The organism is Sphingobacterium sp. SGL-16 (assembly GCF_011043515.1).
Lineage (GTDB): Bacteria > Bacteroidota > Bacteroidia > Sphingobacteriales > Sphingobacteriaceae > Sphingobacterium > Sphingobacterium litopenaei.
Genome location: NZ_JAAKGQ010000041.1, coordinates 13,310 through 32,033 on the forward strand (window position 1 = coordinate 13,310; position 18,724 = coordinate 32,033).

At 36.0% G+C, this 18,724-nt stretch carries 12 protein-coding genes; 7 read left to right on the forward strand and 5 right to left on the reverse strand.

Going from position 1 to position 18,724, the window contains the following annotated elements:
- Positions 1-95: 95 nt before the first annotated feature.
- Together G5B32_RS12800 and G5B32_RS12805 are read right to left on the reverse strand one after the other, a co-directional pair.
- Complete coding sequence (locus tag G5B32_RS12800; protein ID WP_206366893.1) at positions 96-596, reverse strand: ecotin; 501 nt, start codon at positions 594-596, stop codon at positions 96-98.
- A gap of 143 nt (positions 597-739) precedes the next feature.
- Positions 740-2,587, reverse strand: coding sequence for a Xaa-Pro dipeptidyl-peptidase (locus G5B32_RS12805; RefSeq protein WP_165291922.1), 1,848 nt, complete (start codon positions 2,585-2,587; stop codon positions 740-742).
- 139 nt (positions 2,588-2,726) lie between these two features.
- Here G5B32_RS12805 and radA point away from each other — a divergent pair, with 139 nt between their 5' ends.
- Entirely contained in the window at positions 2,727-4,112 is a 1,386-nt protein-coding gene (gene radA / locus G5B32_RS12810) for a DNA repair protein RadA (protein ID WP_165291923.1), read from the forward strand.
- 310 nt (positions 4,113-4,422) lie between these two features.
- Positions 4,423-5,193, forward strand: coding sequence for a hypothetical protein (locus tag G5B32_RS12815; protein WP_165291924.1), 771 nt, complete (start codon positions 4,423-4,425; stop codon positions 5,191-5,193).
- A 170-nt stretch (positions 5,194-5,363) separates the two neighbouring features.
- Here the strand turns inward: G5B32_RS12815 and G5B32_RS12820 are convergent, their stop codons facing one another.
- The gene (locus G5B32_RS12820) at positions 5,364-6,032 is read right to left on the reverse strand and encodes a TlpA family protein disulfide reductase (RefSeq protein ID WP_165291925.1); all 669 of its coding nucleotides are present in this window, start codon (positions 6,030-6,032) and stop codon (positions 5,364-5,366) included.
- A gap of 65 nt (positions 6,033-6,097) precedes the next feature.
- Here G5B32_RS12820 and G5B32_RS12825 point away from each other — a divergent pair, with 65 nt between their 5' ends.
- The 3 genes from G5B32_RS12825 (at position 6,098) to G5B32_RS12835 (ending at position 11,942) form a co-directional block, all read left to right on the forward strand.
- Entirely contained in the window at positions 6,098-7,258 is a 1,161-nt protein-coding gene (locus G5B32_RS12825; protein ID WP_165291926.1) for a methionine aminotransferase, read from the forward strand.
- A gap of 125 nt (positions 7,259-7,383) precedes the next feature.
- Entirely contained in the window at positions 7,384-9,306 is a 1,923-nt protein-coding gene (gene nagB, locus G5B32_RS12830; protein ID WP_165291927.1) for a glucosamine-6-phosphate deaminase, read from the forward strand.
- A 173-nt stretch (positions 9,307-9,479) separates the two neighbouring features.
- A complete protein-coding gene (locus G5B32_RS12835; protein ID WP_165291928.1) occupies positions 9,480-11,942 on the forward strand; it encodes a TonB-dependent siderophore receptor in 2,463 nt (820 codons plus the stop codon).
- A gap of 66 nt (positions 11,943-12,008) precedes the next feature.
- On the opposite strand, the gene G5B32_RS12840 is transcribed toward G5B32_RS12835, so the two are convergent.
- Positions 12,009-12,965 carry a helix-turn-helix domain-containing protein gene (locus G5B32_RS12840; protein WP_165291929.1) on the reverse strand — a complete coding sequence of 319 codons (957 nt, stop codon included), beginning with the start codon at positions 12,963-12,965 and terminating at the stop codon, positions 12,009-12,011.
- Positions 12,966-13,056: 91 nt separating this feature from the next.
- Here G5B32_RS12840 and G5B32_RS12845 point away from each other — a divergent pair, with 91 nt between their 5' ends.
- Together G5B32_RS12845 and G5B32_RS12850 are read left to right on the forward strand one after the other, a co-directional pair.
- A complete protein-coding gene (locus G5B32_RS12845; RefSeq protein WP_165291930.1) occupies positions 13,057-15,534 on the forward strand; it encodes a TonB-dependent receptor in 2,478 nt (825 codons plus the stop codon).
- Positions 15,535-15,541: 7 nt separating this feature from the next.
- Complete coding sequence (locus G5B32_RS12850; protein ID WP_165291931.1) at positions 15,542-16,954, forward strand: hypothetical protein; 1,413 nt, start codon at positions 15,542-15,544, stop codon at positions 16,952-16,954.
- 67 nt (positions 16,955-17,021) lie between these two features.
- On the opposite strand, the gene G5B32_RS12855 is transcribed toward G5B32_RS12850, so the two are convergent.
- Positions 17,022-18,515 carry a CotH kinase family protein gene (locus G5B32_RS12855; protein ID WP_165291932.1) on the reverse strand — a complete coding sequence of 498 codons (1,494 nt, stop codon included), beginning with the start codon at positions 18,513-18,515 and terminating at the stop codon, positions 17,022-17,024.
- Positions 18,516-18,724 lie beyond the last annotated feature (209 nt).

Below are 18,724 nucleotides of genomic sequence, written 5' to 3' on the forward strand. Positions count from 1 at the left end.
TCGCTTTTACATAACTATCGTCACTTCGACCATAGTAGAAGTCTCACGGCTGAGGTATAGATATCTCCCTATGGTCGATATGACGTATTGCCACCTTATTTAATTCTTTCTTCTGCAGCCCAATAAGTTTCCTCTTCAGCTTTGAATATTTTGAATTTTACTTGATATTCTTCAGGCACATAAATTACAATTGGCAACTTACCATTATAACGAACCATTTCTGGCTGAGCCGTTACAAAAAGATTTCTCTTTGCTGCATCCGGACAACCCATCATAGTAGAAGTCACTTGACCATTGGTTTTAAACACATAATAGTTGTAACCCCAACCTAGCAAATCTTTTGTTTCTAACGTGCCTTGTAAATTGAAATAATTACAGCCATCCACTTCCATCCACTTACCCACTGAAAATTCGATTTTCTTCTGGTCGTCTTTATCCGAATGTGGAACTTCAATTACTACTTTTTTATACCCAGGCTCTGGCTTTGGAAATATAGATAAATCCTGTTTTGTAATTATTTGCTGAGCTATTGCTTGAATAGACAATGAAACAAATGCGAGAATAAACCCCAAAACTTTCATTTTACTTTTTATCATAATATATACTATTTTTTATATAAGACGATAGTTGCGTACAAACAGCTACATTCAAATCTTAAAATTAGTTGTTATTAACACTATTTAACAAAAGAAGCGTTAACTTGATATTGTTAACGCTTCTTTTCTAAGTAAAAAACAACTTATTCCGTAGCTTTCACGAAAGATTCCTTACCTCCAACGATAGGCAAGGTAAGACTTGTACCATTTAAATCAACTATAATTTCTGTTCCAGCTTGAGGCCATAAAGTAAATTCTTTATCACTGGAGAAAAGCATTAATCCTATTTGTTTACCAGCGGGTATAACTTGATCATCCGGCTGTAAATCAAATTTTAAGTCATAGAATTTACCAGGTTTTAAAGGAACACCCTTAGTAATTGACTTATAATTCTGCGGATCTGCCCAACCACGTGTAATAATATTATCAGTTATTTTGGCTTTATCTTCTGACCAAGGCAGCGCCACCAACCACACAGAAAAGTTCGCCGCAGGCTTGTTTACTGCGAGCTTGACAGAAATATTCGCTATACCAGAAATATGCAGGTCTTGTTTTAACACGGGGCTCACATACAACAATCGATTATCTGACTGTTTTGCCGATGCCAAGTCTTTTCCCGAAAAAGCAACATCGTCGACCAATACCTCTTTAATTTTAGATGCTGATTTTACTAATTGAAGTGTACCAGCGGAATTACCTCCTTTGCCTAAATATAATTTAACATCTGTCGCTGCAGGATTCGGATAATCGGCATAAGGCGTAGGATTATTTTGTTTATCATTTTCTCTTACAATCCAAGATTTGGGATCTTTCTCTACCCCATTTTCAATATTGAAAAGAAAACGTGTGAACCACTTGTTCATCATTTCATGAGGAGGTTCTCCACCATGTCCAGCCTGGTGATAATAAATTTGTACGGGTAATCCTTTTGCTCTAGCCGCATTGTAGATACGATAACTATGCTCTGGCATTACGTTCCAATCATTAAAACCATGAGCCATTAATAAAGCAGCCTTAAAGTTTTTCATCGCATTCAAATAGTCACGACCCGCCCAGAACGCATTATAATCCCCGCTTTGTCGATCTATACCATTTAAAATTTCGCCATCGCGATAAGTCTTATTGTTATAGGCTCTCTTATCTTCTGCGCCACTATGGATGAAATCGAAAAGTACATCTACATCTTCACCTAAATAGCCCCCAGGACTGCGCACTAGACCATTAGAACGGTAATAATGATAATATGAGGTATTAGGCGCTACAGGAATTATTGCCTTTAGAGCATCGACACCAGTCGTTGCTGCAGCTATCGGTAAGGTACCATTGTACGAAGTTCCCGTCATCCCTACATTGCCGGTACTCCAAAAAGCTTTTACCTTTTCCTCACCATCAGGAGTGGTATAACCATTATCTTTTCCTGCCAGCCATTCGATGACAGCTTTGGGAGCTAAAGATTCATTAATTCCTCCTACGGTGGGAGAACCTTGAGACAATCCTGTACCTGGGGAAGAAGAATGTACCACGATGAAGCCGCGCGGAACCCATTGTCTGATTAATGAATTTGAAATTATTGGTCTTTTACCTGTGCGAACCACATTTGGATGTGTCCGGGGTTTAGGTGTTGCTCCGAGCTCATGTTTTACATCCCACATGACACCTTGTAAATCACCAGCAACTCCCGCATAATAAGGACTAGTTTCGTAGATTACCGGAAGCTTTAATTCTCCGTGTTCAGTTTGATAAGGACGCGTAACACTTACATGCATGCGGTCAAGTTTTCCATCCCCATCTGTATCAAAAGAAGTTTCGACCCACAAATCATGACGTATCCATTTAGCAGGATCTTTAAAAGCTTCAACAATTTGCGCTTGACCATCCTTGAAAAAAGGAGCTGCGCTCGTGGAATCTTGTTTTGTTTGTGCTAGAGATGCTAGGGTATGAACTGTTAGCAGTAAAAATAAGTAGATTGATTTGGTATGTAATCGTATCATAGGATATGGTTTATTACTATGTATCTCATTTTCCAACAGGGTTAATTGGAAAATTTCTCACCTAAGTAAAGGAAATTTATTGTTTGCTACAATGAATTTCTAAAATAATTTTCCATCTTATTTTTAGTAATTTCGCTTAATGGCAAAATCAAAATCAGCATATTTATGTCAATCTTGCGGATATGAGTCTCCAAAGTGGCTTGGTCAATGTCCATCCTGCAAACAATGGAATACGTTTGTAGAAGAAGTTGTTGCTCCAGCATCTTCCCGGGTGCCCGAATGGCGCAGCACAACAAGCATTGGAGCACCAAAAAGACAAAATAAAGCGGCAATAATCCACGAGATAGTTTATACGGAAGAACAACGCATTGTCACTCCAGATCGCGAATTTAACCGCGTCCTGGGTGGAGGAATTGTTCCTGGATCGTTGGTATTAATTGGCGGTGAACCTGGTATTGGTAAATCCACTTTGATGTTGCAATTAGCACTTTCTATTCCTCAAATCAAAGTTCTGTATATTTCTGGAGAAGAGAGCGAGCAACAAATTAAGATGCGAGCAGAACGTCTTTCACAACACTCGAAAGCTAACTGCTATATCTTAACAGAAACTTCCACACAAAATATTTTTAAACAAGCCGAAGCCGTTGAACCGAATTTGGTCGTTATTGATTCCATTCAGACGCTACATTCGCAACAAATTGAATCTGCGCCAGGGTCTGTTTCGCAAGTGCGTGAATGTACTGCGGAATTATTACGCTATGCAAAAGAGAGCAATGTTCCTGTATTTATTGTAGGGCACATCACAAAAGATGGTTCTATCGCTGGGCCAAAAGTATTGGAACATATGGTCGATACCGTATTGCAATTTGAAGGTGATCGTCACCACGTGTACCGCATCTTACGTGCGGTTAAAAATCGTTTTGGCTCGTCATCCGAATTAGGAATCTATGAAATGCAAGGTTCGGGATTGCGTGAGGTGTCCAATCCTTCCGAAATCATGATTTCTCAACGCGACGAACCAACTAGCGGTGTAGCAATTGCTACGATGCTTGAAGGCATTCGTCCATTGATGATAGAAGTACAGGCTTTGGTCGGAAATTCTGCCTTTGGTACGCCACAGCGTAGTTCTACGGGATTTGACACCAAAAGATTGAATATGCTCCTAGCTGTATTAGAAAAACGTTTTGGTTTTCGTCTGAGCGCACAAGATGTGTTTTTGAACATTACAGGAGGTTTACGTGTAGAAGATCCTGCAATTGATTTGGCTGTAATCGCAGCAATTATATCCTCCCAACAAGATATTGCTTTACCCACTAACGTTACCTTTGCCGGAGAGGTAGGTTTATCCGGAGAAATACGTGCTGTCAATCGAATCGAACAACGTATTGCTGAAGCAGAAAAATTAGGTTTTGAAGGAATTTTTATTCCAAAGCATAATACCAAAGGACTTGACGCAAAGAAATACAATATTGCTATTCGACCTGTAGCAAAATTAGAAGATATTTTTAGGGCATTATTTGGGTAGGTTGCAAGACCTCTTAAAATAACCTTCATTGCGAGGAACGAAGTAATATTAATGTTTAAGATTAACCGTCATTTTGAACAAAGAGAGAAATCTAAATCCTTAATGTGAATCAATAATAATTTTAGATTTCTCCTCCTCACTCGTCGAAATGACGAAAAAATCTATTGCTGTATAGCTAATTCGCAGATACAGTTTTCCTAACACACCTTCCTTTTCAAACAACTCGGTATATTTATCAGTATATCAATATATTGAACTAGCAACTTTAAAATAGGTTCGTATATTTAAATGTTAGGTGAAATAAATAAGAATGAAAGGTAAACACGATAATTTCCGAGGTCCAGCAATTATAGCTTTTATTGATATATTAGGCTTTTCTAATCTGGTTAAATCAAACTGGAATAAAGAAATTAATGACCCTGTTAATAAGCTATTAGGAATAAGAAATAACATCGAAAAAGTTACTGACAATCCATTAAGCTCTCTTTTAGTTCAAGAAACTAAGAAAAAACTAATAGAGGGCGGAGTAAAAGTTATTACAATATCAGATTCATTTATTTTACTTTTTGGTTTAGAAAAAACTGCTAATCAAATTAGATATTTAGATTTTGTAAATGGTTTTTCTTCAATTTTAGAAGGTCTCAAAACAATTTGGCAAGATTCAATTGAGGCTGGGTTTACTATTCGTGGTGCTATAACTGTAAATGAAATATATTGGGATGAAAAATTTAATATTATAGGACCTGGATTAATTGAAGCTTATAGTATTGAAAGTAAAATTGCAATAACCAGTAGAATTTTTGTTTCATCAACGTTACAAAAAATGCTACGTAAGTTATTAAGTAACCTAAATTCTGATGATTTCACAAAGAGTGTAACTAAAAAAATGCTTAAAGATGCTGATGGACAAATAATAATACATCCAAAACCATTACTATCTAATATTGAAAATTTAGAAACAAAAATATTAAAGATGGCCAGCGATGCTAAAAATGGTGGAATTCAATTAAAATATATTTCACTTTTAGCTAATATCGACTCTAAAAACCAATTAGAATTATCTGATTTAAATACTAAATAATATTACTACAACCAACATCGGTAACTTTTGCACAACTCCCTAAAAAGTAAAAATCAAAAATATTTAGCCAAGTTTAAGGCACTTTTAAGAGAGGTCATTTTACTATCACATAAAAAGGCTTTGCTAGACAACGCTAGCAAAGCCTTTTTCACTACTAAATAGTGCTTGTCTTACTTCAACATCTCTTCCAATTTTTTTCTTAAATCATCACCGTGCAGGTTACGCGCTACGATAATTCCTTCAGGATTTACAAGAACATTTTGTGGAATAGCTTTAATACCGTAAACTCCTGCAGCACCATTATTCCAATGTTGCAAATCCGAAATATGTTTCCATGTCAATTTATCATCTGCAATGGCTTTTTTCCACGCATTCATATCTTTATCAAAAGAAACACCTAAGATTTCAAAATTCTTATCTTTGAAATCTTGATAGATAGCTACCAATTTTGGATTCTCTTCACGACATGGAGGACACCAGGACGCCCAAAAGTCAACAAGAACATATTTTCCTTTTAGATCTTGCAAAGAATAGGGTTCACCTGCTACATCAAATTGTGTAATGCCAGGAGCTTTTTTGCCGACAGATGAATTTTCCAATGCTTTTAGATACCGGTCAAATATCTTGCCTTGCGTAGATTTGCGAACAGATTTGTCCAGTTTTTTGAAATATGTACGCATTTCTTTATAATCTGGATTATAGGTTTCCAAACGTTGTATTATTTGCAATGTCGCTGGATCTTTTGGATTTGCCAAAATCTGTTTAATCTTCTCTTCTTTTGTCTGTGCAAAAACAAAGAATGGCAATATAAATGCAATAGCAAAAAGTATTTTTTTCATTCTATAGATATTTATTATTCAAATATAAAATAATCTACTACTTTAGTATAGTAATAAACATAAAAATGACACAAAGTTATCTAAGCCCATTCAAATCTAAGCTTCCGAACTCTGCTATAAGTATTTTTTCAAGAATGTCCTTGTTGGCGCAACAGCAACAAGCAATAAACTTATCGCAGGGATTCCCCGATTTCGACATTGATCCAAAACTTATCTCCCTTGTGACTCATTATATGCAAAAAGGGTTTAATCAATATGCGCCCATGCAGGGAACGATTGAGCTTAGAAAAGTTATTGCAGATAAATATAAACAGTATTATAATCTTCATGTCGACCAGAATGAGGAAATAACGATTACTGCAGGCGGGACTGAAGGATTGTATTCCACCATTGCAGCCTTGATTCATCCAGGTGATGAGGTTATAACTTTTGAGCCAGCGTATGATTCCTACAGCCCAAGTGTACAATCTTTTGGGGGTAAAGTCGTTCCAATAGAACTATTAGCGTCAGATTTTGCTATTGATTGGAATGTAGTACGTTCTAAAATCACTGATAGAACAAAACTTATTATTATCAATAACCCGAATAATCCAACAGGAAGAATATTATCCCAACAAGACATTCTCGCTCTCGAAAAAATTGTCGAAGAAACAGGTATTTATGTGTTGAGTGATGAGGTGTATGAGCATTTGGTTTTTGATGGGAAAAAGCATATATCAGTTTTAGAATCTGACATTCTTAGACAGAAATCATTTGTTGTTGCTTCCTTTGGAAAAGTATTGCATGCTACAGGCTGGAAGTTAGGCTATGTCGTAACTAATCCCATGTTGACTGCTGAATTTCGAAAAATACATCAATTCAATGTCTTCTCGGTGAATACACCTATTCAATTTGCTATTGCTGATTATCTTAGTGATATAAGCTATTATGATTCCTTGGCACCGCTTTTTCAACAAAAAAGAGATTATCTCATTGAGGGTATAAAATCCACACCACTCCAAATATTACCTTGCGAAGGAACGTATTTCTTATTAGTAGATTATAGCAAAATTACACATTCAGAGGAATTAGCGTATGCTGAAAAATTAACTCAGGAAAAGAAAGTGGCGACCATTCCGATATCCGCTTTTTATACCAGTGGATTGAACCAGAATCTATTGCGTATTTGTTTTGCGAAAAAAGAAGAAACCATCCGAAAAGCGTTACAAAATTTACAACAAATGTAATTTCCGCAATGGTTTGACTTTATATATTTTTTATTAAATAACAACTATTTGGTTTTTTATTTATTAACAAGGGCATTTTATTGTTAAATTTGCAATTCACGATTTATCATATATATACCTCATAAATGGCAAGATTAAATTTATTAGAGGAAACACGTTTTGAGAAAGTACCTGTAACGGTATACCCAAATCAAGACGTTGCTTCGATTCAAGTTGCAAATCGTATTGCTTCTATCATCAAAGAGAAGCAAGCTAATGGCGAAACGGCTGTATTAGGTTTAGCGACAGGTGCTACTCCAATCAAAGTGTACAAAGAATTAGTACGTCTTCACAAAGAAGAAGGTTTAAGCTTCAAAAATGTAGTAACATTCAATTTGGACGAATACTATCCAATGCAGCCTACTGCAGTGCAAAGCTATGTTACTTTCATGAATAAAAACTTGTTTGATCACGTAGATATTCCTCGTGAAAACATCAATATTCCTGATGGAACACTAGCAGAAGACCAAGTGCAAGCTTTCTGTGAAGCTTACGAGCAGAAGATTTCTAACTTAGGCGGTTTAGATATTCAGATTTTGGGTATCGGTCGTACAGGTCACATTGGTTTCAATGAGCCAGGATCAGCTCCAAACTCAGGTACACGTCTTGTTACTTTAGATGATTTGACACGTCGTGATGCCTCTCATGATTTTGGAGGTAAAGAAAATGTACCTACCAAAGCAATCACAATGGGTGTGGGTACGATCTTCAAAGCTAGAGAGATCATCTTAATGGCTTGGAATGAGAAAAAAGCGGAGATCGTTAAGAAAGCTGTAGAAGGTGAAATTTCTTCAGATATTCCTGCTACTTTCCTACAATTATCAGATCACGTTGAGTTTATCTTAGACGAAGGCGCTGCATGTTTATTGACTCGTTTTGACACACCTTGGTTAGCTCATGACGTAGAATGGACAGATAGCTTAATCAAAAAAGCAGTAGTATGGTTGTCATTGAAATTGAACAAAGCAATTTTAAAATTAACTGACGACGATTACAACAATAATGGTATGGCGAGTCTTTCGACAACGAAAGGTCCTGCTTACAATATCAACATCAAAATCTTCAACGAATTACAACGTACGATCACAGGTTGGCCAGGTGGTAAACCAGGCGTAGATGATTCAAATCGTCCTGAGCGTGCTGAACCACCTCGTAAAAATGCGATTTTGTTCTCACCACACCCTGATGATGACGTAATTTCTATGGGTGGTACTTTCATCCGTTTGGCGGATCAAGGTCACAATGTACACGTAGCTTACCAAACTTCTGGTAATAATGCGGTATGGGATGATGACGCAAGAAGATTCTTAGAATTCGCAACGGATATTACTAAAGAGTTAGGTGATGACGCTGCTAAGTTAGAAAACTTATACAATGAGTCTAATGCTTACTTTGCTAAAAAACAACCTAAGGAAATCGATCCTGAGATCATCCGCAAAGTGAAAGCGTATATCCGTAAAGGTGAAGCTATCGCGGGAGCGCGTTTCGTAGGTTTACCTGACGAAAATATTCACTTCCAAGATCTTCCTTTCTACGATCGTCAAAAATTCTCGAAAGATGTATCTTTTGAAGATGATATCCAACAAACAATGGAATTGTTGCGTCAAGTAAAACCGCATCAGGTATTTGCTGCTGGTGACTTCCACGATCCACACGGAACACACAAGGTTTGTTTCGATATTATCTTAGAAGCATTGACAAGATTGCGTGCTACTGAAGAGTGGGCTAAAGATTGTTGGTTATGGTTGTACCGTGGTGCTTGGTACGAATTCCCAATGCACGAAATCGAAATGGCTGTGCCACTTTCACCACAAGAAGTAAAACGTAAACGTTTGGCAATCTTCAAACACCAATCTCAAAAAGATCTTCCTGTATTCCCAGGTGATGATCCACGTGAGTTCTGGGTAAGAGCTGAAGATAGAACTACATATACAGCAGGCTTGTACCGCAAGTTAGGTCTTGCTGATTACGAAGCTATTGAAGCTTTTGTTAAATGGAAATTTGATTAATACAATTTGCATATTATAGAGAGCCGCTACACAAAGAGCGGCTTTTTTATTGATATTCAATCTGACGAATTAAAAAATTTCGGATTGTTAAGCTTTTTATCCGAATGTTTATTTTATTCTCTCATCCTCTGCCTTACTTTTGATCACAATTTAGAATTAGTTTAAATAAAATTATGAAATCAAAAATATTTTATGCGTTATTAACTTCTATGACTGTAGGATCAGTGGCGTATGGACAAACAACTGTAAAAGGAAAATTAACAGATAGTCAAGGAAAAGAACTCTCAAATATTACCATTAAAAGTGGTAATAAGCAAACGCAATCGGATAATAAAGGGTATTACCAATTGTATATTCCACAAAATGGTGCTTTTGAAATCTCCATATCCGGCATAGGCTATCGCAGAGAAACGCTACAAGTAAATCCAGAAGGAAAAATAACGGAATTAGATAATATCATTCTTCAAAAAGCAGATCAAGAAATAGATCAGGTAGATATTATAGGCTATAATTCCATTAATAATAAAAAAGTGGGAGTAGCCAAATCTGGAATTGACAACAAAGACTTACCTCAATCTGTACAAATCATCAATAGCCAAGTAATCGCCGATCAACAGATAAATACATTAGGTGACGCGCTAAAAAATGCAAATGGTATCGCATTAGGTGCTGATCGTGGTGGTGTAAATGAAAACTTCTTTGCTCGTGGCTATAGTTTAGGCTCCAATAACATCTTCAAAAATGGCGTGCGCACAAATAATGGTGGACGTATGGAAGCTAGCACTTTAGAATCGGTAGAAATATTAAAAGGTTCTGCTGCATTATTGTACGGAGGGGTAACAGGTGGTGCCGTAGTGAATTTAGTAACTAAAAAACCAAAATTTGAATCAGGAGGTGAAGTATCTTTCCGTTATGGCTCTTGGGACAGCTACAAACCTACCTTAGATGTTTATGGTCCTCTGTCAAATAAAGTTGCTTTCCGTTTTATAGGAACAGGACAATCTGCCGACAGCTATAGAGATATAGTAAAAACAGAAAGAGTATATGTAAATCCTTCTGTATTGTATAAGATTTCGGACAATTCAGAACTTACTTTCAATTTTGATTATTTGAGATCGAGCTTTACTCCAGATTTTGGTATTGGATCCGTAGAAGGAAAAATCAATAATGAAGTTGGTAGAGGAACATTCCTAAATGTAAATGGGGCTTTTAATAATACAAATTCTACTAATGGAAATGTATCTTTTGACCACAATTTTAATGAAGATTGGAAAATCAGTTTAGTCGCAGGTCTTCAGAATTACAACCGCGATTATTATGGATCTGACAGATTACAGGCTAATGCACAAGGATTAGCTTCTAGAGCTTTAAGCCGAAGTGCTACCGAAGAATTTACCAAGAACCAACAAGTAAACTTAACAGGAAATCTTAATACAGGAGGTGTAAAACACCAACTACTATTTGGTGGAGATGCAGATCAATCCGCGACTAAAGCTTATGCTTATAATATATTTGCGGATCCTACAAAACCAAGTACGCCTTCGACAGCTTATGATCAGATCAATGTATTTAATCCAGTACAAAATAGATTAGATATTCCCGAGTTTGCAAAAAATACGTGGACAAAAACAGATGTATACAGATATGGTGCTTTTGCGCAGGATTTAATTTCCTTAACAGAAAAATTCAAAGTACTTGCTGGTATCCGCTATACTTACCAAAGAACACCTTATTCGGAAAAATTCACCTATAACACAGGAGTTACTGAAACTGTAATCAATAAAGATGCGAAAGGAAACGAAGTAGGAGCAAAAGTAGACAAATCATGGTCTCCAAAATTCGCGTTGATTTATCAACCCATTACTACTTCTACGATATATTTAAGCTATGCCAATAACTTTATTTCAAACTCTGGTTATGATATAAATTATCAACCGTTGACACCTTCGTTGGTGGATCACTATGAAGCGGGAATCAAAAATGATTTCTTTGACGGAAGATTTTCAGCCAACTTAACAGCTTACCGAATTAACAATAATAAATTCACGCAGATGGCACTAGTTACAGCTGATGGAGCTGCAAATGGTGACACCAATATGAAAGAATTTACTGGAAAAACTGCGTCCGAAGGAATAGAATTGGATTTAAATGGTAATATTCTTCCGGGATTAAACATCCTTGCTGGGTATGCATATAATTTCATGCGATACACTGAAACTTTAGACATCTACAAATACAAAAATGCGCAAGGTCAAGATGCGGAAACTTCGGGAAGTGAAGAAGGCGTCCGTTTAGTAGGAACTACCGCGCATACAGGTAATGCAACGCTATTCTATACCTTGCAAAATGGCTCTTTAAAAGGTTTGAAATTCGGGGCTTCTGCATTTTATACAGGTAAGCGCAATGCAGGTTGGAATAACTCGAAAATCAATGTTCGAGATGGTGTAAATCGTTTAATAGCAGTAGATCCATTTACTACGTTCGATTTATCCGTAGGATATACAGCAAAAAGATTCAGCATTTTAGCCAAAATGGCTAATATTACAGATGAATTGAGTTATTACATTCACGAAAATTATTCAGTAAACCCAATTCCTCCACGCAACTTCACAACGACATTATCGTATAAATTTTAAAACACCTTATTAAACGAACAAAGCCTTTCAAAATGAAAGGCTTTGTTCGTTTAATAGTTTCTTGCTTTATAACATTCCTATAAAACCCTCTATTTCTGATATGACATGTTGTACTCCTTCTTGTGCAACAAGAAAAGAATAACGAAGTGAATTTGGAATAAATCCAAAATATTTTTTGAAAGCTGTGGTAAAGTGCGTAGAATGCTTATATCCTGTCATTCGCGCCACATCCACGACTCTATACTCTCCTGTCATAATTAATTCCTTGGCGTGTTCCATCTTACGCTCAGTAATGTAATTCATGACGGTCTTCCCAAAATGTTGCTTAAAATATTTTTTCAAATACTGTTCATTCGTTCCGACCAATCGAGCTAACTCCGGAATGGTATGATTTTTTGACAAATCCTTATCGATAATAGATTTGACCTGAATTATTTTATCGTAATGATTTTTATTTAAGATTAACTCACGCTTATCATTCTCCGCATACAGACCTTCTATTTGATGCACCAAAGCCTCAATCAATAATGCTTGTATTCGTAGGTTATTCAATTGATGATTCCTTTTTGCCAAATCCAAAATTTGATTGATAGCCAAAGCAATTCGATTATCGCTTTTTGTTAAAAGTCCATTCTCAAATCGATGCTTTTCAGCTTCGAACTTTTGCTGAAAATCTCTTAACAGATCTTTCGGAACAAAAAGAGCAATCGCCACATTATTGCCGTACATATTTTTCCACTCCACCGAATCCCCTATTTGTATAGGGTGAAGTATATTTTCTCCTCCCCTAATGACATACGAATTGTCCTTAACAAAATATGGAGAAATGCATGGAGAGGAACTTGAAGGAAATAATATATTCAAAAAACCATTTACAGGACTGGCAATTATCGAAGAGGATAATCCATCAAAAATGACATAATGTAACTCAATCTGAAAAGAATTCAATGAAATCTCCAACTCAAGTCCATTTAATGGATCGACTATTTCTGATTGTGAAGCATTTTTTCCCGATTCCGTCATTTTAGTATTTAGAATAATTCTAGATTTGCAGCGTAATATTTATTTAGACTGGTTCTAAAGAATATCAAAATTAATATATTAATCCGAATAAATGAAAATCTTTTATCTGTTAATCGTTTTTACTTTAATTAATATAACCGCATTTGCGCAACAATCTTTTTCTGTAAAAGGCAAAGTGCATAAAGAAAATGGTGAAGTTGTGTCACATGTAACTATAAAATTAGAGGGAACAAACTTTACTGCAATTACAGACGAAAACGGTCTTTATGAATTCAAAAATGTCCCTGTCGGAAAATATACCTTATTAATCTCTTCATTAGAGATAGAAAGCAAAGTATTACAGCTAAATGTCAATAAAAATTATCCCGATCTACATATTCATATCGACGAAAAAGGAGGATTTTCAATCGACGAAGTTCGCATCGAACGCAAAACCGCCAAAAAAGAAATTGAAACATCTGGTTTTGCAGTCGCTGTTATCGAAACAAAAGAAGCTTCATTAAGAAATTTAACGACAAACGAATTATTGGACCGTGCTGTAGGTGTGCGTGTTCGTCAAAATGGTGGTGAAGGATCTCCGATTGATTACAATTTAAATGGTATGTCCGGTAGCACAATAGGTATATTTTTAGATGGGTTGGAGATTTCAACCTATGGTTCTTCATTCAATCTTAACAATATTCCTCCAGCGATGATTGAGCGTATTGAAGTATACAAAGGTGTGTTGCCATCACATCTATCGGGTAATTATATCGGAGGAGCAATAAATGTGGTGATGAAAAAAGACGCTTCTGCCAACAACATTACCGCTGCGGTTTCGTATGGCTCCTTCAACACCTATCGTGCTGATATATCAGGGATGTATCGTAATCAAAAATCTGGATTTACAACACGGTTATCTGGATTTTACAGTCATTCAGACAATAATTATGAAATGTGGGGTAAATTTTCTAAATACACCACTTCAGGGGGTAATACCATCAGATACAATAAAACACGTAGACCAAATGACAAATTTGAAACAATAGGTGGACGCTTTGAATTTGGATTTACGGATGTCAAATGGGCAGATCAATTTTTTGTTGGTTACAATATTTCGGACTCTTACAAAGATATACCTCATGGACTGACTATGACACGTGCTTACAAAGGACGCTTTAACGAATATCAAGCGCACGTACTGAATTTAAACTATAATAAAAGGAATCTATTCGTTGATGGTTTATCATTGAATGTAAATGCTGCAAGAAGCTATCGGAATACCTACCTACAAGATACCGTTAGCCAAAAGTATAACTGGGCACGTGAAGGGAGTGATTCTTATGAATTAGAATTGATGCTTGCTCCCCCTAACAGTCAGGGCGAAGTACTTCCATATCCACATGAACTAGGTCGAGGACAACAAGGCGAAGCTGTAATTTCAGATATTGACCGTACAATCACCAACATACGATCGAATCTTGCTTATAGCCTATTTTCAGGACATCGTGTTTCACTTAACCACAAATACGAATCCACGACCAGAGATGATAAGGATTTATTAAAACCAGAACGAAGTAAATGGATTACCCAAAGCGATGTAAACAACCATATTTTCGGTGTAAACTATGAAGCTGAAACATTCAACGGAAGATTAAGAACTAATTTCTTTGGAAAATATGGCATCTATAATACGGTTCAAAACATTCCAGTAAGCGAGACGAATGGCGAAATGATTTACACAAATAAAAAGACGACACGTGATAATAGCGGTTTTGGCGGAACAGCTTCATATGAAGCATTTAAAAATGCTTATTTAATAGTATCTGCCGAAAAATCATTTATCATGCCTACAGAACGTCACATATATGGAGCTCCAGAAGAAAACTTATTGCCCAATGAAAATATCTTACCTGAGTTAGCAATAAATTACAACTTAGGAACTAGATATACTATATCTCACTGGAATAAACACAAATTATCCATCTATGGCAACTTCTTTTGGAGAAATGGATATGACAAAATAATCCAACAAACAAGAACAGAGGAAGTGTTACCAGGTCGTGAAAATCAAATTGAAGATATTCAAGTTACCCAATTCGTGAATTTAGAGAAAACGCAGGCAATAGGATTTGAGGCAGAACTAAATTATATATACAATAATAAGTTAAATGCCGTTTTTAACATATCGAAGTTCAATTCCCTATTTAAAGTAAAAAATGATGACTGGGGTAATCCACATGCGCTTTATAATTTACAAGTTCCCAATGAGCCATTTTTCACAATGAATGCGAACGTACAGTACCGAATTAACAATCTAATACAAAAAAAGTCCGTTGTAAATGTGTACTACAACATGGGTTATGTGGCCCCTTTTAAAACCATTTGGTACGATTCAGATTGGTTTACGACACCTACACAGTTTACACATGATATCGGAATAAATTACAGGGTACCAAAATCAAATATTGTCATCAGTTTGGATAGCAAAAACATTTTTAACTCTGAAGTATACGACAACTTTGGCGTTCAAAAACCAGGAAGAGCCTTTTACGTAAAATTAAACTATACTATAAATAATTTTAAATAATATAAATATGAGAAATAATATATTCAGAACACTAGTTTTCAGTAGCGCAATAGCTATAGGAACATTATCAAGTTGTGAGAAAACAAATGACGAAGGACCTAATTTTTTGACTGGACCAGATCTTGGCACAAGACAATTTATTACACTAACAGGCGCATTCCCTGATGCCGAAGGTGAAGCAGGTAATGGTGGAACAAGAGCTTTAGCGATCTCACTAGCTGATGCCGAAAATCCAAATTTTGAAGCAAATGTGTTCGCAAATGGTTATACATTGCGCTCTCAACGTACTGCACGCGTACAAGGTTCTCCAAATGGAAACTTTTTATATAATATTCAGTATACTGGTGATGATGGTGGTATCTTCAACAAGTACCACGTACAAGGTGGTAAAAACTTTATTGATACCCGCGAAGAGGTAAACACTGAACCTATTTTAGGTAATGCTCCGCGTTGGGTAATTGCTGCGAACGGCATCGGTGTTGGTGTATATGCTTCCGCAAAGGTACAAGGAACTGCAGAAGGTGCTGGCGCTGACTTCGTAGATGTGAAAAGTACAGCAAAAATTTTGGCATTAGACTTAGATAATCCGACAATCTTACGTCAGACAGAATTTACTATTCCGTTTACTGAAGCTCAAACTAAAGCGGGCTATCAAATTGGACGTATTGACGTACCAATCTTAAATGCTGCTAAGAACAAAGTTTTTATTGGTTGTAACTTAACGAAGGTTGACATAACTAAAAAATCTACCGTTAATAATAATGGTGTTCAAACTTGGGCAACAACTAACCCTGGTAGAGAATTAGGTACAGCTACTTTGGTTGTTGATTACCCGAGCCTAGCCAATCCAAAGTTAATATATTCTGGAGTAAGTAAAACTAACAATCACTCGTATCGTACGATGACGCAATGGATAGGGTCTAATGGTGATATTTACCAAGCAACTGCAACTGGAGGTTCTCAAATATTGAAAATTTCAGCAAGCACAAATACCTATGATGATTCTTATAATTTTGATTTAAAGACCGCCTTAGGTTCTTCTGATAATATTGCAATCCGAGCTTGGAGACTAATCAAAGACGATGTTGGCTTAGTATTATATACAATTACTGGCACAGACGGAGGTTATTTAGCGCTAGTCGATTTGAAAGCTAAAACAGCTAGTAAATTGACTACTGAGCAAGAGTCAAATATTGGATTTAGTGGACGATCTGCCAATACAAGCACTGGTGTAACTGCTATGGTGGGCACGTTTGGACAGTTCCAAAACATTGGTGTATACGGCGACAATTTTTATGTACCATTGACTCCAAATGGCTTAGATGGTAACCTTTATATAATCAACTACAAAACAAAAGCTATTACCAAAGGTGCAAAATTGAAAAACCAATCAGGTAGCTTTTATTTAGGTGCTTATTAATTAAGCATAACCCTAACAATAAAACCTCGACTATTTATCGAGGTTTTATTGTTATATCTCCCTATTACTAGTAACTAGTGACCATATTATCAATATAGCTACTTCTGGCGTTCAAATAAGCTTTTAGTCTGCCTACTTCTTGAGCAAAGTCCTTCCCTTTTTTCCAAATTTGCTCGTCTTTGGCTTTGGATTCATTAATCATCTCTGCATATTCATCTATGAAGGTCATTAATTGCGCAAAATGATTTGTTTTATAATTCTGCCAATGTGTTTTAAAGGCTTTTTTTACTTCAGTATCCTCCAATAATCGTTGGAAAAAGCGTGATCCAATATTGTTGTTTGACCAAAAAAATGCGCGTCCAGGATTTGTGAAATGGTTTCCAGCCCCTTCAAAACCATACGCCCAATCAAAATCCCAAATTGGTCCGAAACTATATTTACCATTGGGAACTTTGTGGATATAAGTACTTTTAGGATGGTTTAACTCTTCATTACCTGTCAAAATATACACCAATAAATACTTAGCAAAAACATTTATATCTAATTTATCACGGTAACCATTATCTGGAAAATTGGAAGAAAAAATCAAGTTTTCTAACTTTTCAAAATCGGCTTTAATTGGTGCGACTTCGCTCTGTTCTTTCAGATCAGGAGACTTAATCATCACCGGAAGGTTATAGTTGGTACTTCTAAATTTAAATTCCTCATCATAATAGGTATCTAATTCAAACAAGTATCCCTCCTTCGTCACATTGATTCTATTGTCGGCCACCTCCAAATGTTGGGTCAATACATAACTACCTTTATAATTGCCATTTATTGTCAAGTCCACCGGAATGATATCGTTGGTAAAAGGCACTTTCAAATCACGACCAATACGCATAGCGACGGCGTTACACATCAAACTCGGATCTAAGAAATTGGCCAATAACACCCAGTTTCTTGCCTCTGGCAATCCTAGTACAGATGCTTTCGTCTTCAAACGTAACCGGTAAGGTTTCTTTGGTTGTTGCCAAGTCGAATTTCCTCGTCCTCGAATTTCAGTTGGAGCATAAAAATCAGAATACAGGTCTTTGCCCAAAATCGAAACAGTACCATTCAGGTATTTCTCCTTTTCCACGACTTCTTCCTGATTATCTATTTCCACATACATATGTGGTATTGTGATATTATTTGTTAAAGTAAGCTGTACCGTAATTTCCTTTTTAGTACCCTTCGCGCCTACAAAGCTATATTTAACAGGTTGAGAAAAATCCCGTACAGTTACGCCACTTACCTGCTCTATTCCATCTACCAAAACCTTTTGAGCATTGCTTTTAAAGGTTGGAATCAAATTTTTGGCAAATAATTTCTTAACATTACCTGAATAAAGATCGTTTTGCAAAGTAAGAATAAGGTCTGCAGACAAAGAAGGATTTTTATCTGCTGAAAAATAAAATTCAGAAATTTCAATTATTTCTTCTTCATCAACAGTATCTGTATCGGTTGGAGGTTTAGAACAGGATGAAAATGTAATAAAAAGACATATAAAATACACCCATGAATTCTTGTAGATGCTCATAAATTTAGTAAATAAAAGAAGCTGTAAGATAACACTTTATGATGAAATTGGATTAACATTTTTTCAATATAGTAGGCGTTAAAAAATTTACTACACTTAATTATAAACCTGAATTCGATTATTAATTCTATTTAAAATTGCAATCATGGTGGTAAATGTTTGTATTTAAGTATCTGAAATTCAAATATTTAACAATACACCAGACCATA